Source organism: Paeniglutamicibacter psychrophenolicus (assembly GCF_017876575.1).
Lineage (GTDB): Bacteria > Actinomycetota > Actinomycetes > Actinomycetales > Micrococcaceae > Paeniglutamicibacter > Paeniglutamicibacter psychrophenolicus.
Genome location: NZ_JAGIOE010000001.1, coordinates 2813494 through 2833251, shown reverse-complemented (window position 1 = coordinate 2833251; position 19758 = coordinate 2813494). Strand labels below are relative to the sequence as shown.

The following is a 19758-nucleotide window of genomic DNA, read 5'->3' as shown; positions in this document are numbered from 1 at the left end:
CCGGCTCGCCGGCCAGGAGGCAGCCGCTCGACCCGGCCGCATCCGTGCAGCCGCCACTGCCCAGACCCAGGATCCCGGCGAGCAGCGCCAGGGCAAAACCCGACACGGCCCACGGGCCGGCACATCGGGAGCACATGGGTCTCCCGGCACGGGATCCTGAGTCGACGGTATTGGTGAATCCGGGGTGCCCGCATGGCCCCAACCCGGCCCGCAACCCACGCGAATGCCCGGATACGGGCGTTAACGCCGAAGGCGGGCCGCACCCGCCTTCGATTTCGAAGAAGGGTGCGGCCCGCCTTGCGGACGTGCTGCTAGACGCTTGCGGTCTGGACCGCTGCGATCGCCGGCACGGCGACCGGGTGGGTGCCGGCCATGGTTTCGATGACGCGCACCACCTGGCAGGAGTAGCCGAATTCGTTGTCGTACCAGACGTAGACGACGGCGTTCTTGTCCGAGACGATGGTGGCCAGGCCGTCAACGATGCCGGCACGGCGCGAGCCGACGAAGTCGGTGGAGACAACCTCGGGCGAATCGATGTAGTCGATCTGCTTGTGCAGCTCGGCACCCAGCGAGGTCTCGCGCAGGTAGCTGTTCAGCTCTTCCTTGGTGGTCCCGATTTCCAGGTTCAGGTTCAGGATCGCCATGGAAACATCCGGGGTGGGGACGCGGATGGCGTTGCCGGTCAGCTTGCCCTCGAGCTCCGGAAGTGCCTTGGCAACCGCCTTGGCGGCACCGGTCTCGGTGATGACCATGTTCAGCACTGCCGAACGTCCGCGGCGCTCGCCCTTGTGGAAGTTGTCGATCAGGTTCTGGTCGTTGGTGAACGAGTGAACCGTCTCGACGTGGCCGTGCACGACGCCGAAGCGGTCGTTCAGCGCCTTGAGCACCGGGGTGATGGCGTTGGTCGTGCAGGATGCCGCGGTGACGATCTTGTCCTCGGCGGTGATGTCGGTGTGGTTGATGCCGTGGACGATGTTCTTCAGGTTGCCCTTGCCCGGTGCGGTGAGCAGCACGCGGGAGACGCCCTTGGCGGCCAGGTGCTGGCCCAGGCCTTCCTCGTCGCGCCAGCGGCCGGTGTTGTCAACGACGATGGCGTTGTCGATGCCGTAGGAGGTGTAGTCGACGGTGGCCGGGTCGTTCGAGTAGATGACCTGGATCAGCGTGCCGTTGGCGAGGATGGTGTTGTTTTCCTCGTCCACGGTGATCGAACCGTCAAACGGGCCGTGGACCGAGTCGCGGCGCAGCAGCGAGGCGCGCTTGACCAGGTCGTCGTCCGAGCCCTTGCGGACCACGATGGCTCGCAGGCGCAGGCCGTAGCCGCCGCGTTCGATGAGGATGCGGGCCAGCAGGCGGCCGATGCGGCCGAAGCCGTAGAGCACCACGTCGGTCGGCTCGGCGTCGGTGGCGCCGGCCTTGCCGACCTTCTCGCCCAGCTCTTCGATGAGGAAGGCGTTCAGGTCTGCGGAACCCGATTCCACGAACTTCTTGTTCAGGCGGCCCAGGTCGACCGCGACGGCGCCGACGTTCAGGGCGTCAATGGCCTGCAGCAACGGCATGGTCTGCTCGATGGAGAGCTCTTCGCCCTCGACACGGCGAACCACGCGGTGTGCCTTGAGGATGTTGATGACCGACTGGTTGATCAGCTTGCGGCCATAGATGGAGGTCACCACGTTGTTGTTGCGGTACAGGCGCCCGATCAACGGGATCATGGCCTCGGCGAGCTCTTCGCGCCCGCTCCATTCCTGTAGGGCTTCGACAGACTGCTGGGTCACTGAAAATCCTTCCGATTCAGCCGGCTGGCGATCCTCAAGCCGGTTGTTACCGCTAAAGCACCTTTGCAGAAGCGGTTGTTTGAGGGGGTAGCAGGATCATTCCCCCCGTGGAGCGCTATGGCCCAGCATCCATTCTAGTATGTGTGCGCGGCGATCTTCGGCACGTCCCGGTGAAGTCCCTCACACCCGCCGTGGTGCCGGGGCAGCACCCGCGTCGTTGTCTGCCGGGAACCACGACCCGCTGCCGGGCAGGTTTCCGTTTGGCGCCCAGGGGTCGATGCCGTGCTCGAGCCAGGACAGCGACTGGCGCCAGAACGTGTCCGCGTGGCTGTCGTGAAACAGCCCGAAGTGCCCGATGCCCTCGCGCCCGTAGTCCCCCGGTTCCAGGTGGTGCGTGCCGGCCGGGGCCCGCGGGGTGCAGGCCAGGGCGCGGGCCATGGCCGACGCGGTGGCATAGGGGTCGTCGGTGGGTGCCACCGCAAGGATCGGTGCGCGCAACGCTCGCTGGGCTTCGCGCATCCGTTCCCGTTGGCCAGCTGGTGCGTTCCTCGTGAAGTCCTTGCGGCTGCGCGCCCAGTCCAGGGCGACGCCCCGGGGCAGGTCCTCGAGCCAGCCCCGCCGCTTTCCCGGGAAGAATCCGCACGCCAGCGTGGCCAGCGGCATGTACAGGTGCCATCGGAGGAGGAATCGTGCGCGGTGGCCCTTGGCGTAGTCGGGCCAATGGGCGTGCTGTGCCCCGACGGTCAGGATGCGGGTGAGATGCCGGGATTCCGGTGCCAGGCCCACGCCGAATCCCCCGAAGCTGTGGCCGACGAGCAGCAGCGGGAGTCCCTCGTGGCCGGTCCGTGCCCAGCGCAGCGCCGCGTCGATGTCCCGGGTTCCCCAGTCGTGCCAGCGCGCCCGGAAACCGCGCAGCGTGGCAGGCGCGGAGGTGCCGATGCCGCGGTAGTCGAAGGTCACCGCGATGAATCCGTTCGCAGCAAGGAAGGCGGCGTAGCGGCGGTAGTAGCGCGAGAGCACGCCGGTGGCCGCGGCAATCACGACGATGCCCTTGGGTCCACCGCCGGCGGGGTCGGCCGGGGGCGTCGTTGGTTCGAACACGTGGCCGTGCAGTACCTGGCCGTCATCGCAGGCGAAATCGATTGGCGTGGGACCTTCGGCGCTCCGGTGCTCCCGCGCGGGTTCTAGCGCGGGGTCCATGGTTCCCCCGGGGTGTCTTCGGAACCGTCCGCGGCCTCGTGCGGGTGCGTGGGAGGCCTGTGCGGGAAGCCCGCCAGCGGGTCGCGGTCCTGTCCCTGGGCGGACTCCTGGACCTGGCGCTTCTGTTCCTCAAGGGCCTGCTGGGCGGCCGAGCCGGAGGGCTTGTAGAAGTTGTTCAAGGCATCGAAGATGCCACCGGCTCCGCTGCCTCCACCGTCGGTGGGGAACGTGAACTTCGAGGCGGCCCAGAGCAATCCGATGCACAGCACCGGTATCGCAATCAGCCAGAAAAGCCACTCCATGACTTGAGTCTAATGCCGGGCGAACCGGGCGGCGGGACATCCCCGTGCCGCCGCCCGGTGCCCGATCAGGCGACTTGCAGCTTCCGGGGCGTCACCGGTGATTCTTCCGAACCGGCCAGCCGGGCGGCCCGCGCGGCTTCCGAAGCCCGGGCAGCGGAGATTCCATGGTCCAGGGCGGCGGCCATGATGGCCTCGAGAGCCTCGATTCGTTCGTTCAGGAGAATCCGGGCGGAGGCCACGTCCTCGGCGGCGGCACGGATCAAGTCCAGCTGGTGCACGGCGGCGTCCTTTCGTACGTGTCGAAATCTGCAGGCAAAATTGTAGCCAAGGCATCCCCGCTGCTCAACCCGGCACGGGCAGACCCTGGACCAGATCGCGTTTCTGCCTGTGCGGGGAGGTACGCCGGTGTAGGTTTCACGGAGGTTCGGCGCGCCGGGTGGCATTGATGTGGCTCTTACAAGCCGACGGGAGCAGAAGCCGTAGCGCTTCTGTAGCGGTCGGGCAGTGACACGCCGAGTTTCCTCAGGCATTTCGGCATCATGCCGGGCTCACGCAAAAGCCGCTGCATCCCCTTGGTTGCAAGGGATGCGGCGGCATTGAATGGACGGGATGACGCGTACGCCGGGTTTTGTGCCGCGGTCGGTTACCCGAATCGCGGTGACGATCATCTATCTAGGAGTGCCGTTGCCGACACCCTCAAGCGGTCCACCCGACTGCATTGAGCGAACAACCCAGCAGTCTGTCTGACCTTGCTCCGAGTGGGGTTTACCAAGCCACTCCAGTCACCTGGAATGCTGGTGGTCTCTTACACCACCGTTTCACCCTTACCCGCACGAATGCGGGCGGTCTATTCTCTGTGGCACTAGCCTGCGGGTTACCCCGAGTGGGCGTTACCCACCACCCTGTTCTGTGGAGCCCGGACGTTCCTCGGGCCACTTGCGTGGCACGCGATCGTCTGGTCATCCCGTCCAGCAAACAAGTCTAGTCGCTTTTGGGTTGCGGCTTGACACCCGGCAGGCGGTGAAACCCCGTCGCCTGGTTGGCGGCGTAGCGGAATCAGGGAAAAGGCCACGGGAAGACTAGTCTGGATCGGTGCTGATTCTGCTTCCGCCCTCCGAGGGCAAACAACCTGCCTCGAACGGCTCCCCGTTCAACCCCGACGAGCTTCAGTTCCCCGAACTGAACCCGCACCGCCATGAGCTGTTAGACGCCCTGGCAGAGGTGTCGGGTGCCGAAGACGCCCTCGCGGTGCTCGGCGTGGGCAAGTCGTTGGTCTCCGAGGTGACACGCAACATCGAATTGCATACAGAGCCGGCGGCCGCCGCCCACACTGTATACACCGGTGTGCTCTTCGAAGCGCTGGGCTACGAGCGGCTCGATGCCGCGGCCCGGGCACGTGCGGATTCCAGCATCCTGGTGATTTCCGCGCTCTGGGGAGCCGTTGGATTTGCCGACCGGATTCCTGCCTACCGGCTCTCGATGTCCGTGAAACTGCCCGGGATCGGAAAGCTGGCCAGCTGGTGGAAGCCGAAGCTGGCGCCGGTGCTCCAGGAACGGGCCGGCGATTCGCTGGTGGTTGATTGCCGCTCCAGCACCTATGCCGCTGCGTGGGTTCCACCTGCGGCCAACACCGTCAGCGTCTCGGTGTTCCAGCTGCGCGGCGGGGTGCGCAAGGTCGTGTCCCACTTTGCCAAGCACACCCGCGGGGAGTTGGCCTCGCACTTGCTGACCCGTGGCACCGCAGTGACCACCCCGGAGGAACTGCTGGCCGCCGCCCGCGAACGCTGGGAGGCGGAGCTGGTGCCCGGCACCGCACGAAAGGCGCACCAGTTGAACATCATCCTGCCCGAGGACCACGCCTTCAGGGCCGTCGGAAACTAGCTTGCGGGGTCGGACCCCGTGCCATCGGCGCCCGGTGCATCGGCAACCAGCTCGATCTCAAACCCGGCCGGATCCTCCAGATAGGACGCATAGTGCGCCGGCCCACCGGCATGCGGGTGGGCCTGGGCAAAGAGCAGCGCGAAGCCGCGGGACAGCGCCTGCGAAGTGAGCTCGTCGACCCTGCTGCGCGATCCGGTGGCGAAGGCCAAGTGGTTGACGCCCGGTACCTTCCGTCGATGTGGTTCTTCGAGCACATCGGGACCCGATTCCAGCACGATGTAGTCATGCGCCCCGACGTAGCTGGTTCCGTCCTTCCACGAATCCCCCGGCGTGTAGCCAAGTTCCTGGAACAGCCAGCCGAGCGTGGCCCGGGACGCTGCCAGGTCGCGGACCCAGATCTCCGTGTGGTGCAGTCGACCGGAACGGGGCGCCATCACCGAGTCCCGGGCCGTGTGGGGGCCTACGCTCCCCATTCGTCGCTGCGCACCAGGATGGCGCCGGTGTCGGGGCAGAAGACCAATTCGTCGGCAGGTGCCGCCTTGATTTCGCCCAGGTCGCCCGCTGACAACGCGATGCCGCTGGCCTCGGAAGTTCCGTGGAAGAGGCGGGCCGCACCGATGCCGTTGCGGGTGCGCAGCCGCTCGTAGATGGTGATGAGTGCTTCATCGAAGGTGGCCACCAGCGTGGAACGGGCCGTCCGGGATTCGGCAAGCTGGTCCTGCAGCGCGGCAACGGCGGCATCTCGGCGGGCCAGGTGCTCCGCGTGCTCGCCGGTCCGGGTGGCGGTGAGGGCCTGCGCGCCGGCGGCCCGCTCCTGGACGTCCTCAAGGGCGGACATCAGCTCAAGCTCGGTGTCTTCAAGGTCGTTGCGGCGGACGGTAAGCGAGTCGATTTCGTGGGACAGCGCCATCAGGTCCTGGTGCGTGCCGGCTCCGGCATCGATGCGCTTCTGGTCCTTGCCGATGTGGGACACGACCTTCTCGACGGCCAGCTCGGATTCCTTCAGTGCCGCGGCCGCGGCATCGACCTCGAGCTGCACCTCGGCCTGCCCTGCGCGGGCCTCCTCGAGGGAAGCCTGTGCCGCAGCGAGTTGTGCGTCGGCGGTGGCCTCGGCGATTTGGCGATTGAGCTTGGTGGCCTGCGAATCGAGTGCCGCCACGTCCAAGAGTCGAAGCTGTTCCGCCGGTGCTGCCTTTGCCATGGTGTCCTCCGCTGTGCGCGCCGTGGCGCTGCCGTTCCTGGTGAGCCTTGGCGATCAGTGATCGCCTAGGCACAACCCTAGTCAGTCCGGGAACGTCGTGGTGATTGTGACCCGCCGAAGTCTGCCGATGGCGCGCGCGGCCCGGCCGGGATGGCCCGGGGCAGGTGCTGAGGGCCGGTGGCACGGCAATGCGGGAGGGCCGTCGCTTTGGCGGGAGTCGGGTTTCAGGCGGCTGCGGCTTCGGGGTGGAAGACCCAGTTCCGCCTGGGTCTTTGGAGTGGGTCGCGGGACTTGGGCAGCACGACGTGCGGAATCCCGTCCACGACCCGGATGCCGAAGTGTCCCGCGTGGAAGGCGGTGTGACAGCGAATGCATAAGAGCAGCCCATTGGATACGTTGGTCTTTCCGCCCTCGGAAAACGCCTTGATGTGGTGAACCTCGGTGCGGTGAACCGGCATGGAGCAGCCCGGGTTCGCACAGCCGCGGTCTCGGGCGGCGATGGCGCGTTTCTGGCCCTTGGTGAAAAAGCGCTTGCGCCGGCCCAGATCCAGGGGCTGGCTTTCCCCGCCCACGACCACCGGGGTGATCCCCGCGTTGCAGGCCATGCGGCGGGCCGTGGCGGCGGAGATGTATTGGCCGTGGCTGGTGAACCCGGCGGTTTCCAGGGCTCCGGTGAGCGCGGCGTAGTCGATCATGACCAAAAGCTCGATGCGGGAGTTCAACGGCATCCCGGGGTCCGCGGAGGCGGGATCCATCCAGGCGCGCAGGGCCTCAAATAGGGCTGTGGAGAGGCGTTGGGCTCGGCGCCTGGCATTGGCCTCGTTGCGGCTCTCGCCGGGGTAATGGTCGTTGTCGGGAAGCCCGTAGGGGTTGGCGCAGGGCAGGGGCTTGCCGACGTCGTTGAATCCTGCACGCGGGCGCTGCCCGGCGGGGGTGTCGGGGTTGGCGGCCCAGTCGGGAATCGGCGGGGCGTCCTCGACGCGTTCGGTGGCCTCGGCGGTGCCGGAGGTGCCGGGGAGTCCAGCCTCGCCGAAGAGCGCGGGTTGGGAGGCGGGCTCAGGGGAGATGGGGGTGCCGGAGGCGGTGCGCGGATTGTTCAGGTCGTCGGCCAGCGTGCAGAGGAATTCGTGGCCCTCCGCGTCGGTGGTCAGCTCCCAGAGGTGCCCGGCGGGTCGGAGGCCACGGTAGCGCAACCCCTCGAACCGGGCCCTTGCGGCCTCCTGCCGTTGAATGCTGGTGTGTCCAAGGTCGATGGCCGCCTGCTTGAGGAACTTGCCGACGGCTGTCTCGTCGGCGGTGTGCAGGGTGCGGGCAACTCGTTCCTCCAGCGCGGCGCGGGCCGCCTCCGGGTCCGGTTGCACCTCAAGGGTCGGTTCAAGCGCGGCCAACTTCGCCGCGGCGTTGGCCAGGGCCTTCGGATCCGAGGAGCCGCCGAGAAGCTCCCGGCCAAGGTGCGGGAAGGCCGGCGGCAACGTGGTGCCGTCCGGGCCGGGGTGCTCCATGAGGCGGGCATGGGTGCAGACGCGGTGGGCGGCCTGGAAGTAGCTCAGGTGCAGCTGGTTCTTGAGGAACTCTGCGGTGTCGCGGTGCAGGGGCTTGCGATCGGGGCCGGTCACCGCGTCTTCCGGCAGCCTGGAGGTTCCGGCGGCGAAGCCGAGCGGGTCTTCGAGCACGCGATTGGTTTCGGCCAGGGGCGCCTCCGTGAGGGTATGGACCTCGGCGGCTTCGCAGGCGCCGGCGGCCAACACCTGCCCGTAGGACCCGGTGCGGAAGAGCCCTTCGGCCAGTCGTGCCAGGGCCGCGGCCCGGACCGGGGCTCCGGCTGCGGAGGCGGCGGCCTCCCCCAGCAGGCGGCGGGCGAGAAGGTCCACGATGCCGAGCATGCGCAGCGGATCGACGGGGGTGCCGGGCCCGGAATCGTCTCCGGTGCCCGCCCCCAGGGCCCCGCCGAGTGCGGCGAGGGCCGTGTCGATGATGCCGGCCGGTGCGTCCATGGGATCCATGGTGCTCCCTGGCATCGGCGCCCGCCATCGCCTACGGCAAATCTGTGGATAACCCGCCAAGGCGGTCCTTTGGGCCCGGGAACGGCGCGGACGCAAAAGATGCGATGTGCGCTCCCCCGCTCCCGGATGGCCAGGGCGGGGACCGCACACCGCATCGAGGCGGGTGGGGCGGGAAAGTCGGTTACGGAGTGAGGATGAAGTCCCAGGGGTCGGTGTTGATCGCCGAGACGCCGATCTCCACGTCGTGCCCCAAATCATGGAGCACGTTCTTCAACGCGTCCGCGGCGGTGGGCAGCCAGAGCCATTCCGAGGCGAAGTGCGAGACGTCGATGAGGTAGGGCTTGCCGTTCAGCGCGGCCTCGCGGGCTTCGGAGGCCGGGTGGTGGCGCAAATCGGCGGTGACGTACACGTCTGCCTCGGCGGCGCGGACCGCATCGAAGAGCGAATCCCCGGCCCCGCCGCAGACCGCGACCTTGCGCACGATCCCGGCGCGTTCCCCGGCCACGCGCACCCCGCCGGCCACCGCGGGCATCGCGGAGAACACGCGGGAGGCGAACTCGTGCAATTGCAGCGGCTCGGGCAGCATGCCGACCCGGCCGATGCCTTCCTCGGGCAGCCCGTCCTTGGAGGGCGCCAACGGCTGGGTCTCGGTGAGCCCGAAGATGTCCGCCAGCACGTCGGAGACCCCGCCGATCGCCGAGTCAGCGTTGGTGTGGGCGGTGACCAGTGCGCAGCCGGATTCGATGAGCAGGTGCACGGCCTCGCCCTTGAACCCGGTGGCGGCCACGGAGTTGACGGGCTTGAGCAGCAGCGGGTGGTGGGTGATCAACAGGTCCGTGCCGCGGGCCACCGCATCGGCCACGACCTCCAGGGTGGGGTCCACGGCGAACATGATGCGCTTGACGGGACGCTCGGGGCGCCCGACGACGGGTCCCACCGAGTCCCAGGGCTCGGCCAGCGACGCGGGCCAGAGTTCCTCGACGGCGACGAGCACCTGTCCGAGCGTGGGGGTGGACAGGGGTGCTTCGTCCCCGGCCGGCGCCGGATCGGGCGCGTCGGGTTCCAGGGGCGGGGCCTCGGTGTCGTGTTCCTGCTGCGCGACGGGGACCTCGGCGGTGCCCGGGCCGGGGTTGGGCTCCGTTGCCGTGGCGGTGCCGGCGGCACCGGTCCCCTCGGGGTCCGCAGCCATGTTTGCGGTGTCGGCGGATGCTGGCTGGGCCGAACCGGGCCCGGAGACGATACGCATGCCGTGCGGCTGCTGCTTGTTGCTCTGCATGCCTCTACCGTAACTGCAGCGGCCCGGATTGGACGCATGTGCGGCGCGGGAAATGCGCATGCGCGTGCCTCCGGGGGCCGCGAAAACCACCCGGGAATGAAATCCGGGCGCCGGCGCTTGAACACAGATGTGAACGACTTCTCAATTTCCGGCACCCCCGTCCGCTTCCCGTCCCGCACGCAGGGCGCCGACGGACAGTCCCTGAGCACCTTCGTGCTGGCCGGGGGCTGTTTCTGGTGCCTGGATGCGGTCTACCAGCGCACCCGCGGGGTGTCCTCGGTCATCTCCGGCTACACCGGCGGATGGGACCCGGCACCGCAGTACCGCAGCGTGTGCGGCGGCAATACCGGACACGCCGAGGCCGTTGCCGTAACATTCGACCCCGCGGTGGTTCCGGCCGAGGTCATCTTGGACATGTTTTTCACGACCCACGACCCCACCACGCTGAACCGGCAGGGCTATGACGTCGGCACGCAATACCGCTCTGCGATGTTCCCGCTGGATGCCGCGCAGGAGGCGTTGTTCCGCGAAAGCGCGGGCAAGTTCGCGCAGCTCTACCCGAATCCACTGGTGACCACGTTCGAGGAGCCGGCCGACTTCTTCGTGGCCGAGGGGATCCACCAGGACTACTACAACCGCTTCCCCTCGGAGGGCTACTGCCGCGTCATCATCGACCCGAAGCTGGCCAAGGCGAGGAAATATTACGCAACATGGCTCGATGAGCCCGCCGCCGACCGGTCCTGACTAGGCTTGTGGATCAAGGACCCCGGCCAAGCCGCAACGCCCCGGAGCCCAGCTGCACGCCATATCCCGCACCGTTTGACCCCAAGGACTAAAGGACACCATGTCGAAGATCTACAACGACGTCACCGAAATTGTTGGCCGCACCCCTCTGGTGCGCCTGAACCGGCTGGCTGCCGGGCTGCCGGGCAACATCGCGGTGAAGCTGGAATTCTACAACCCGGCCAACTCGGTCAAGGACCGCATCGGCGTGGCCATCGTTGACGCCGCCGAGGCCTCCGGTGAATTGCGCCCGGGCGGCACCATCGTCGAGGGCACTTCCGGCAACACCGGCATCGCGCTGGCCATGGTCGGCGCGGCCCGCGGCTACAAGGTCGTGCTGACCATGCCCGAGACCATGAGCACCGAGCGCCGCGTGATGCTGCGTGCCTTCGGCGCCGAGATCGTCCTGACCCCGGGCTCCGAGGGCATGCGCGGAGCGGTGGAGAAGGCCAAGGAAATCGTCGCCACCACCGAGAACGCGATCTGGGCGCAGCAGTTCGCCAACGTCGCCAACCCGGATGTGCACGCGACCACCACCGGCCCGGAGATCTGGGACGACACCGACGGCGAGATCGACATCTTCGTCGCGGGCATCGGCACCGGCGGCACCATCACCGGCGCCGGACGCTACCTCAAGGAGCAGAAGCCCGGACTGCAGGTCGTTGCGGTGGAGCCGAAGGACTCGGCGATCCTCAACGGCGGCAAGCCCGGCCCGCACAAGATCCAGGGCCTGGGCGCCAACTTCATCCCCGAGGTGCTGGACACCGAGCTGTACGACGAGGTGCTCGACGCCTCGATCGACGACTCGGTCGCCATCGCCCGCGCGCTGGGCACGCAGGAAGGCATCCTGGGCGGCATCTCCGGCGGCGCCGCCGTCTGGGGCGCCCTGGAAATCGCCAAGCGCGAGGAAAACGCCGGCAAGCTCATCGTTGCGGTGATCCCCGACTTCGGCGAACGCTACATCTCCACGCTGCTCTTCGACGACATCCGTGGCTAAGACAGCTGATCCGGGCAGCGCCGGCGGCCGCGCGCGGGAAACCGCCGCCGGCCCCGGGGCCGACCCGGGTTCCACCCGCGGTGTGCCGGCCGGTGGCCGGGACGCCGCACAAACAAAGGCCAAGGTGTGAGATTCCTTTCCCGACTAGCCGAAGACCTGCGCGGGGCAAGTGCGCATGACCCCGCGGCGCGCGGCAAGACCGAAAACTTCCTGGCCTACTCGGGTCTGCATGCGATCTGGATCCACCGGCTGACGCACCGGCTCTGGCAAAATCCGCGCCTGCGTTTCCCGGCACGGCTGATATCCCAGGCCGGCCGGTTCCTGACCGGAATCGAGATCCATCCCGGGGCAACCATCGGCCGGCGCTTCTTCATCGACCACGGCATGGGCGTGGTGATCGGGGAGACCGCGGAGATCGGCGACGACGTGATGATTTACCACGGGGTGACCCTGGGCGGGCGGTCGCTGGCGAAGGTCAAGCGCCACCCGACCATCGGGGACCGCGTGGTCATCGGTGCCGGCGCGAAGGTGCTGGGCCCGATCGTGATCGGCGCCGACTCGGCCATCGGCGCGAACGCCGTGGTGGTCAAGGACGCCCCGGCGGATTCGATCATCACCGGGATCCCGGCGAAGAACCGTCCGCGCACCGCAGAGGAGCACGCACCCGCGGTGGACCCGGCAGAGTACATCGACCCGGCCATGTGGATCTAGCTCCACCCCGGCACCTTGCAGCAACCGACGCCCGGCGGGCGGAACGTTTCCCTTCACGGGGATCCGGTTCCGCCCGCCGCGTGCGTTAAGCGCAAGGTTCTTGCCTTGGGTCCCCGGCGTGGGCGAGGCTTGGGCTAGCGACGCCGGGAAAAGCCTGGCCGGGGAGGGAGAACCTGGTGGAATCGAGCGAAGGCACGGCCGGGATCGTGCCCGATGCCATGCATGCCGCGTTCATCCGCACCCTGGGCGGGGCCGAGGCGATCGAGTACGGTTTGCTGCCGGTGCCGTCGCCGGGTCCCGGGCAGGTGCTGTTGCGCATGGAGGCCGTGGCGGTGAACCACGTGGACCTGCTGGTGCGCTCGGGGGCCTACGCCACGAAGCTGGATTTCCCGTTCATCGTGGGCCGCGACGTGGTCGGCTCCGTGGTGGGCCTGGGCGCCGGTACCGTCGGGTTCCGGCTCGGGCAGCGGGTGTGGTGCAACAGCCTGGGCCATGCCGGGCGGCAGGGCAGTTTCAGCGAATATGTCGCGGCGCCGGCCGAGCGCGTCCACCGGCTGCCCGACGGGGTGGACCCGCTTGCCGCCGTCTCGGTGCTCCACGGCGCGGCGACGGCACACCTGGGGCTGGTGCGCGAGGCGCGGGTGGGGGCCGGCGAGCTGGTGGTCATCCTGGGGGCAGGGGGCGCGGTCGGGTCCGCGGCCGTGCAGCTTGCCGCCGGGGCCGGGTGCCCGGTGGTGGCCGTGGCCGGGGCCCGGGACGCCTCCTGGGTTGCGGGGCTGGGAGCCGAAACCACGCTGGACTACCGGGACCCGGGGTTGGCGGATCGGCTGCGCCGCCGCGTCGGGGCCGGGGCATCGGTGATCTGGGATTCCTCGGGGAACATGCCGGTCAACGAGCAGGCCCGGCTGCTGCGCATCGGTGGGAGGATCGTGCACAGCGCGGGGATCCATGGGCACCAGGACATCGACACCGGGGCGATGTACCGCCGGGACATTTCCCTGCACGGGTTGGCGATCAGCAACGCCGCGGTCGGCGACCTGGCCGTCGCGGCACGCCACCTGGACACCATGTTTGCCGGCGGCGGGATCAAGACGCGGATCGGGGCGGTGCTGCCGCTGTCGGCCGCGGCGGCCGCCCACCGGAGGCTTCGGCAGATGCCCCTGCACGAGATCGGCGGGAAGATCGTGCTGGTGCCCGAGACCAGGTAGCCGGCGGGGACCGCGGCTCAGGCCGGGCGTTGTTCCGGGCTGGTGGTCTTGGCCGGATCCCGCTCGATGGAGTCCCCCAGCGCCGCATCGATGTCGGCCATCATTTCCGGCGGGATCACCACGCCCGAGGCCAACACGTTCTCGGCAACCTGTTCCGGGCGCGAGGCGCCGATGATGGCGGAAGCCACGTTGGGGTTCTGCAACACCCAGGCGATGGCCAGTTGCGACATCGCCAGGCCCAGCTCCGCGGCGATGGGGCGGAGCTTCTGCACGCGTTCGAGAACCGTGGCATCCATCAGCCGGGCGATGGTGTTCATCCCGCCCTTCTCGTCCGTGGCCCGGCTTCCGGCCGGCGCCGGCTTGCCCGGGAGGTACTTTCCGGAGAGAACCCCCTGGGCCATGGGCGACCAGACGACCTGCGAGATGCCCAGTTCCTGTGAGGCCGGGACCACCTGCGCCTCGATCACGCGCCAAAGGGCAGAGTACTGCGGCTGGTTCGACACCAGGGAGAACCCTGCGGATTTGGCCAGCTCCTGGCCCGCGCGCAGCTGCTCGGCGTTCCACTCGGAGACCCCGATGTACAGGGCCTTGCCGGAGCGCACGACGTCGGCAAAGGCGGCAATCGTTTCCTCCAGGGGCGTGTCGTGGTCGAAGCGGTGGGCCTGGTAGAGGTCGATGTAGTCCATTTGCAGGCGCCGCAGCGAGCCGTTGATGCCCTCCATGATGTGCTTGCGCGAAAGCCCGGTGTCGTTGGGCCCCTTGGGTCCCACGGGCCAGTAGACCTTGGTGAAGACCTCCAGGGACTCGCGGCGCCGGGTTTTCAGCGCCGCTCCCAGCACCTGCTCGGCGACCCCGTTGGCGTAGACGTCGGCGGTGTCGAAGGTGGTGATGCCCGCATCCAGGGCGGCATTCACGCAGGCGGTGGCCACGTCGTTGTCGACCTGGGAGCCGTGGGTCAGCCAGTTGCCAAAGGTGATTTCGGTGATCTTGAGCCCCGAGGCCCCGAGGAAGCGGTAGTCCATGGGGCCGAGCCTATGCCCGGGCCGCGGGCCGGACAAGGGGACGGGGTGTCAGTCGGCCAGGGCGAGGTATTGGTGGGTGAAGGCGATGGACATGCCGCCCTCCCCGACGCCCGCGGCCACGCGCTTGACCGAACCGGAGCGCACGTCCCCGATCGCGAAGATCCCCGGAACGCTGGTTTCCAGCGCGAACGGGCGGCGCGCCTGGTTCCAGGCAGGGGCATCGGCAGCGTCCGGCCCGGTGAGGATGAACCCGTGGCGGTCGCGCACGATGTGCGCGGGCATCCACCCGGTGACGGCATCGGCGCCGATCATCACGAACACCGCCGGGCTCGCCCGCAGCGTGCTGGTGCCGCTTGAGGAGTCCAGCACCTCGATGGCGTGCAGGGACTTGTCCCCCTCCAGCGCGGTGATCTGGCAATTGGGCTGCACTTCGATGGCGGCGGTGGCCTCGATCTGCTCGATCAGGTAGCTGGACATCCGGGAGGCCAGCGAGGGCCCGCGCAGCAGCATGGTGACGGTGCGGGCATGCCGGGAAAAGAAGATCGCTGCCTGCCCGGCCGAGTTTCCCGCCCCGACGATGAAGATGTCCTGGCCCTGGGCCAGCGGCGCGTCGCTGTGCGCCGCCCCGTAGTACAGGCCGTTGCCCAGGAAGCGCTCGGCTCCGGGGATCGTGAGCGTGCGCCAGGCCACGCCCGTGGCCACGATCAGTGCGCCGGCCCGCAGCGTGTCTCCCCCGTCGAGCTCGACCCGGCGGGTGCCCGGGTCGATGCCGCAAGCGGTTCGGGTGACCACGATTTCCGCACCCAGCCGGGTGGCCTGGGTCAGCGCGCGGGAGGCCAGGTCGTCCCCGGAGATCCCGTAGGGGAAGCCGGTGTAGTTTTCGATGCGGGTGGAGGTCCCGGCCTGCCCTCCGGGGGCCAGCTGCTCGATGACCACGGTGCGCAGTCCCTCGGCCGCGGCGTTGACGGCGGCGGTCAACCCCGCCGGTCCCCCGCCGAGGATCACCACGTCGTAGTCGGTCGCGGACGGCACCACCTCAAGCCCCACGGCCTTGGCCGCGATGCGCATCGGCGGGTCCGCGTACCTGGTGCCGTCGCGCAGCTCGAGCACCGGGTACGCCTGCCCGTCCTCGGGCGCCTCGAGCGTGGTGTTCTCGAAGGCGACGTGGTTTCGGGTCAGGAAGGTTGACAGTTCACGCACCTTGGCATGGCGCCGCGGACCGATCACGCGGGCCACCGCATCGGGTTTTTCGGCCGCGAGCTCCTGCAGGGAGTCCAGGTAGCGCCGGGCCAGCGAACCGACCTTCTCCGGGACCGAGGGTGCCATGGCGGCCAGCGTGTAGTAGCCGGCCACGTCGAGCTTGATGATCCTCGCGGCCCCCGCGGCACGCCCGCTGGCGGGGAAGTTGGTGCTCAGGGTCAGCGGGACCTCGCCGAAGAACTGGCCCGGCTTGCGGGTGCCGATGACCCGTTCGATGCCGGCGACCACCTTGGTGATTTCCACCAGGCCCTCGATGACCACTATCAGGGCTCGTTCGTCGCCCTCGTGCAGGAAGTATTCCCCGTCCAGCAGGTGGATGTCTTCCACGGCCCCGGCCAGGTAGCCCAGCACTTCCGGGGCCAGCGGGGCGAAGGTCTTGACCGTGCGCAGCTCGTCGATGCCGATCATCGCGGGACGGCCCCGGGTTCGTTTCCGGGCGCAGTCGTCGCGGGTGTTGCGTGCTGCGGGAACCTGCTCATGCCCCGAATCTATGCCTGCCGACGGGCGGGGTCAATGGATGGGTGGGCGTCGCGTCCTGCCGGGCATTTTTCGCACCCGTTCCACCCTTGGATACCTGCTGCGTGGGTGTCGGGGTGTCCGAGCCAATGTACGGGAGACGGATACCTCCCGCGGGTCGGGGATCATCAGCAGCGGAAACCTGGCCGCGGGCTTTGTGTCGTGCCGCTTAAGCCGGGAATTTTGGCAGCCGGCGCCTGGCCGGTGACGGTCGAATCGCGATCTGCGGGATGAGGGGCTCAGCTCCGTTGGGGCTTTGTGCGGAAGTGACCGGGCACGAGTTTTTCGCCCCGGTAGTGCGGGCCAATCCAGATTCGCTCGGCCGTGGGCGGGCCGGTCACGGACCGGGTCCCTTCCCCCGGGGCGAGGTCGATCACGGTCGGTTCCGCACCAGCGTTAAGCTTCTGGACCCGTCCGCGGTTTGCGCCCTCGAACGCCGGCTTCATCGATTCGGTCTCGTCCGATTCGGCGCCAAGCGCCAATGCGTCCTGTGCCCAGTGTGAAACGGCTGCGTTGATTGCCCGAAGCCGATCCACTGCCGCGGCACGTGTGAGCCGGAAAGAGTCCAGGTGATCAAGGAGCTCCAGGACATTTCGGTCGGACACGTCCCCGTCGGGAACCAACGGCGTTTCCGATGTCCCGCTTCTCATGGGGTTGACGTCGAAGGAGGGAGACAGGCGCCAACCGCTCTGGTGCCGCAGCAGGCCATGGTTGCGCATGTGGTCGTCGATGTTGTTGACCATGGCCCCGAATGCGGCCCTGCTGAACATTTCGTTGGCGTCCTCGGTCGGCGACGCGGATATCAGGGCGATTTCCCGTGCCAGCTTGACATAGTTGGGGTGCTCGTAGGTATCCAATTGAAGCGCTGTCCTGGCACTCATGTAGGGGATCCTGGTTTCACCCACTCGGTCAAACCGCTCGGTGAGGAATATCTGGCTGTGGGAATTCAGCCGCATCAGCCGGGATGGCTGTACCCGGATGCCGGCCCGTTGCTGCAGCACCATGGCAACCATTTCCCAGAGTTGGACATTGCCCCGGTCCGATGTCTTGGGAAACTTGGCCAGCAGCATCGTTCCGTCATCATCACGAATCCAGGCCTTTGGCTGGGCACCTCCAGCAGAGGAACCGGCACCGATGAGCAAGCTGTTTCGCTCGTCAATGACGCCGGTCTCTTCGTAGGTTCTTGCTTCGGCAGCCAATCCCGTGACATCGCCGATCCCCGCCGATTCACCCCAGGTGGAAAGGAAGTTTCCGTTCTCGCGAAACCGCAGTGCCCCTTGTCTGGTCTTGTCGTTGACCATGAGCAGCCTTGAGACGGCGGTGTTGCTTGGCATGGGGGTTTTGGTGGCCCTTGCCCGAAGCCTGGCCTGTTCATGGAGTAGCCGCTGCCCCCATGAATCCGGGGCGGCGTCCATGAAAGAACCAAAGATCTCCCGGCCCATGGTGGGCCGCTGTTCGCCTCGGAGCAACGGCATTTCGGGAGAGATCTCGAAGGAGGACCCCTCTCCGAGCCATGCGTCGGCGTAGCTGAACGTGATGTGTTCCAGCGGCGAATGGCGTTCGGATTCCACCTCCATGGTGCCGGCCTTGGTGTCGTTGACAAGGACGTCGATGGTTCGGATTTCCCTGCGGGAACGACCGGCCATCAGTTCCTTCTGGGAGCTCGTTGGCGGCTGAGCATGTAGGCCCGCGCTCGACCCAGATCCGTATTCAGCGGGTCGACCGCCGCATCGATCCGGTCATTGACGCCAAGAACCTTGGCGACCGTCAGAAAGTTTTCCAATTTTCCGCCCGTGCCCTGCTCCAGCTTGATCAAGGTGGAGCGGGAGATGTTGGCCCGTTCGGCGACCAGCTCCTGGGAAAGCCCCAGGATGATGCGCCAATCGCGCAGGTGTACACCGAGCCGTTCCATTTCCATCATCTCGTCCACCTAACGTAGCTATAGACCAACGATAACATTGATAGTGTTTATATATAGCTACATTATCTCGTCTTTTCGACAGCGCTAAACGGTCGCAAAACAGGTCGGCATCCCCTCCAGGCACCTCCACGGATCGCCAAAAAGCAGGGGGCGGTGCTTCCGGAAGAACCGGAAGCACCGCCCCCTGCGGGAAGCAGCTGAAGACTAGTGGGTGTCTTCGGCCTCGATCTCGGTCTTGTCGCCGCTCCACTGGGTGTGGAACGAGCCGGCGGCGTCGACGCGGTTGTAGGTGTGCGCACCGAAGAGGTCGCGCAGGCCCTGGGTCAGCGCTGCCGGCAGGCGCTTGCGGCGCAGGCCGTCGTAGTAGGCCAGCGAGGAGGAGAACACCGGCACCGGCACGCCCAGCTGGACGGCGGTGGCGACCACGCGGCGCCAGGCCGGGACCGCGGCGGCGATGGCCTCGGAGAACGCCGGGGCGAAGAGCAGGTTCGCCGGCTTTTCGTCCGCGGCGTAGGCCTTGGTGATGTCGGCCAGCAGGGCGGCGCGGATGATGCAGCCTTCGCGCCACAGCGAGGCGATTTCGTCGAGCTTCAGGTCCCAGTTGTATTCCTTGCCCGCGCTCGTGAGCATGTCCAGGCCCTGGGCGTAGGAGACCAGCTTGGAGGCGAAGAGCGCCTGGCGGACGTCCTCGACGAAGTTCTCGCCCAGTTCCACGGCGATCTCGTTGCCGATGAGGACTTCCTGGCCGATGGCGCGCTGGTCGCGCTGCGAGGACAGGCCGCGGGCGAAGACCGATTCGGCGATGGCCGAGGTCGGGGAGCCCAGGTCCAGTGCGGACTGCACGGTCCAGCGGCCGGTGCCCTTCTGGCCCGCCGAGTCGACGATGACATCGACCAGCGGCTTACCGGTCTTGGCGTCGGTGTGGGCCAAGACCTCTGCGGTGATCTCGATGAGGAAGGAGGCGAGCTCGCCCTTGTTCCATTCGGTGAAGATCTCCGCCTGGGCCGCGGGGTCGATGCCGGCGCCGCTGCGCAGCAGGTCGTAGGCCTCGCCGATGACCTGCATGTCGGCGTACTCGATGCCGTTGTGGACCATCTTCACGAAGTGGCCGGCACCGTCGGTGGAGATCCAGGCGCAGCACGGGGCGCCGTCGATGGCCTTGGCGGAGATCTTTTCGAGCATCGGGCCCAGTGCGTCGTAGGACTGCTTCGAGCCGCCGGGCATGATCGAGGGGCCCAGCAGGGCGCCCTCCTCGCCGCCGGAGACGCCGACGCCCACGAAGTGCAGGCCCTTGGTGGCCAGTGCGGCCTCGCGGCGGCGGGTGTCGACGAAGTTGGAGTTGCCGCCGTCGATGATGATGTCGCCCTCTTCGAGCAGCGGCACCAGGGAGTCGATGACCGAGTCGACGGGGCCGCCGGCCTTGACCATGATCAGCACGCGGCGGGGAACCTCAAGGCTCGCGACCAGTTCCTCCATGGTCTCGGTGCGGATGAAGTCGCCCTCGTCGCCGTGGGCGGCCAGCAGGGCGTCGGTCTTGGCGATCGAGCGGTTGTGCAGGGCGACGGTGTATCCGTTGCGGGCGAAGTTCCGGGCGAGGTTTGCGCCCATGACGGCTAGGCCGGTGACGCCAATCTGTGCAGGCATGAAGTCTCCATCGTTGCGATTTTGCTGGGCCGGGCGGATACCGGCACGAAAGAGCACCGGG

Annotated in this window: 19 protein-coding genes, 1 other RNA gene and 1 pseudogene; 6 read left to right on the top strand and 15 right to left on the bottom strand. The window is 67.8% G+C overall.

The genetic code is table 11. From position 1 onward, the window contains the following. Positions 1–311: 311 nt before the first annotated feature. From JOF46_RS12825 to rnpB, 5 genes are all read right to left on the bottom strand, one after another. On the bottom strand, positions 312–1772 hold the full coding sequence (locus tag JOF46_RS12825; protein WP_209907670.1) for a glyceraldehyde-3-phosphate dehydrogenase: 1461 nt from the start codon (positions 1770–1772) through the stop codon (positions 312–314). Between the two features lie 180 nt (positions 1773–1952). Further along, positions 1953–2972: an alpha/beta hydrolase family protein gene (locus JOF46_RS12820; protein ID WP_209907668.1), complete on the bottom strand. Its 1020-nt coding sequence runs from the start codon at positions 2970–2972 to the stop codon at positions 1953–1955. Then, entirely contained in the window at positions 2957–3274 is a 318-nt protein-coding gene (locus JOF46_RS12815) for a hypothetical protein (RefSeq protein ID WP_209907666.1), read from the bottom strand. Before JOF46_RS12815 ends, JOF46_RS12820 begins: the two co-directional genes overlap by 16 nt. A gap of 65 nt (positions 3275–3339) precedes the next feature. Continuing rightward, positions 3340–3552, bottom strand: a complete 213-nt coding sequence (locus JOF46_RS12810; RefSeq protein WP_209907664.1) for a hypothetical protein — start codon at positions 3550–3552, stop codon at positions 3340–3342. A gap of 323 nt (positions 3553–3875) precedes the next feature. Then, positions 3876–4241, bottom strand: an RNA gene (gene rnpB, locus JOF46_RS12805) — RNase P RNA component class A. A 125-nt stretch (positions 4242–4366) separates the two neighbouring features. On the opposite strand from rnpB, the gene JOF46_RS12800 reads away from it, so the two are divergent. Beyond that, positions 4367–5155: a YaaA family protein gene (locus JOF46_RS12800; RefSeq protein WP_209907662.1), complete on the top strand. Its 789-nt coding sequence runs from the start codon at positions 4367–4369 to the stop codon at positions 5153–5155. Here the strand turns inward: JOF46_RS12800 and JOF46_RS12795 are convergent. From JOF46_RS12795 to JOF46_RS12780, 4 genes are all read right to left on the bottom strand, one after another. Then, positions 5152–5589, bottom strand: a complete 438-nt coding sequence (locus JOF46_RS12795) for a VOC family protein (RefSeq protein ID WP_245348118.1) — start codon at positions 5587–5589, stop codon at positions 5152–5154. The two genes, JOF46_RS12800 and JOF46_RS12795, sit on opposite strands and share 4 nt — an antisense overlap. Before the next feature lie 26 nt (positions 5590–5615). Continuing rightward, positions 5616–6356: a zinc ribbon domain-containing protein gene (locus JOF46_RS12790; RefSeq protein ID WP_209907658.1), complete on the bottom strand. Its 741-nt coding sequence runs from the start codon at positions 6354–6356 to the stop codon at positions 5616–5618. A gap of 224 nt (positions 6357–6580) precedes the next feature. Continuing rightward, complete coding sequence (locus JOF46_RS12785) at positions 6581–8350, bottom strand: HNH endonuclease signature motif containing protein (protein WP_209907656.1); 1770 nt, start codon at positions 8348–8350, stop codon at positions 6581–6583. Between the two features lie 190 nt (positions 8351–8540). Beyond that, complete coding sequence (locus JOF46_RS12780; protein ID WP_245348117.1) at positions 8541–9635, bottom strand: Nif3-like dinuclear metal center hexameric protein; 1095 nt, start codon at positions 9633–9635, stop codon at positions 8541–8543. A gap of 201 nt (positions 9636–9836) precedes the next feature. Here JOF46_RS12780 and msrA point away from each other — a divergent pair, with 201 nt between their 5' ends. The 5 genes from msrA to JOF46_RS12755 all read left to right on the top strand — a co-directional run bounded on the left by msrA (position 9837) and on the right by JOF46_RS12755 (position 13334). After that, positions 9837–10379 (top strand): peptide-methionine (S)-S-oxide reductase MsrA, encoded by a 543-nt coding sequence (gene msrA / locus JOF46_RS12775; RefSeq protein ID WP_209911886.1) that lies wholly within the window; start codon positions 9837–9839, stop codon positions 10377–10379. A gap of 100 nt (positions 10380–10479) precedes the next feature. After that, positions 10480–11415, top strand: coding sequence for a cysteine synthase A (cysK, locus tag JOF46_RS12770; RefSeq protein WP_209907654.1), 936 nt, complete (start codon positions 10480–10482; stop codon positions 11413–11415). After that, positions 11408–11545, top strand: coding sequence for a hypothetical protein (locus JOF46_RS12765; RefSeq protein WP_209907652.1), 138 nt, complete (start codon positions 11408–11410; stop codon positions 11543–11545). Before cysK ends, JOF46_RS12765 begins: the two co-directional genes overlap by 8 nt. Next, positions 11542–12126 (top strand): serine O-acetyltransferase EpsC, encoded by a 585-nt coding sequence (gene epsC / locus JOF46_RS12760; protein WP_113762127.1) that lies wholly within the window; start codon positions 11542–11544, stop codon positions 12124–12126. Before JOF46_RS12765 ends, epsC begins: the two co-directional genes overlap by 4 nt. A gap of 176 nt (positions 12127–12302) precedes the next feature. Further along, entirely contained in the window at positions 12303–13334 is a 1032-nt protein-coding gene (locus JOF46_RS12755; protein ID WP_342592439.1) for an NADPH:quinone reductase, read from the top strand. A gap of 17 nt (positions 13335–13351) precedes the next feature. On the opposite strand, the gene JOF46_RS12750 is transcribed toward JOF46_RS12755, so the two are convergent. From JOF46_RS12750 to gndA, 6 genes and pseudogenes are all read right to left on the bottom strand, one after another. Continuing rightward, positions 13352–14356 carry an aldo/keto reductase family protein gene (locus JOF46_RS12750; protein WP_209907650.1) on the bottom strand — a complete coding sequence of 335 codons (1005 nt, stop codon included), beginning with the start codon at positions 14354–14356 and terminating at the stop codon, positions 13352–13354. 48 nt (positions 14357–14404) lie between these two features. Next, positions 14405–16024 carry an FAD-dependent oxidoreductase gene (locus JOF46_RS12745; RefSeq protein WP_209907648.1) on the bottom strand — a complete coding sequence of 540 codons (1620 nt, stop codon included), beginning with the start codon at positions 16022–16024 and terminating at the stop codon, positions 14405–14407. A 347-nt stretch (positions 16025–16371) separates the two neighbouring features. Further along, positions 16372–17433: a type II toxin-antitoxin system HipA family toxin gene (locus JOF46_RS12740; RefSeq protein ID WP_245348116.1), complete on the bottom strand. Its 1062-nt coding sequence runs from the start codon at positions 17431–17433 to the stop codon at positions 16372–16374. A gap of 63 nt (positions 17434–17496) precedes the next feature. Continuing rightward, positions 17497–17778 (bottom strand): annotated as a pseudogene (locus JOF46_RS22880) (HipA N-terminal domain-containing protein); the annotation flags it as partial. After that, a complete protein-coding gene (locus JOF46_RS12735) occupies positions 17778–18053 on the bottom strand; it encodes a helix-turn-helix domain-containing protein (protein WP_209911882.1) in 276 nt (91 codons plus the stop codon). The pseudogene JOF46_RS22880 and the gene JOF46_RS12735, both read right to left, overlap by 1 nt. Positions 18054–18257: 204 nt before the next feature. After that, positions 18258–19697 (bottom strand): NADP-dependent phosphogluconate dehydrogenase, encoded by a 1440-nt coding sequence (gndA, locus tag JOF46_RS12730; RefSeq protein WP_209907643.1) that lies wholly within the window; start codon positions 19695–19697, stop codon positions 18258–18260. Positions 19698–19758 lie beyond the last annotated feature (61 nt).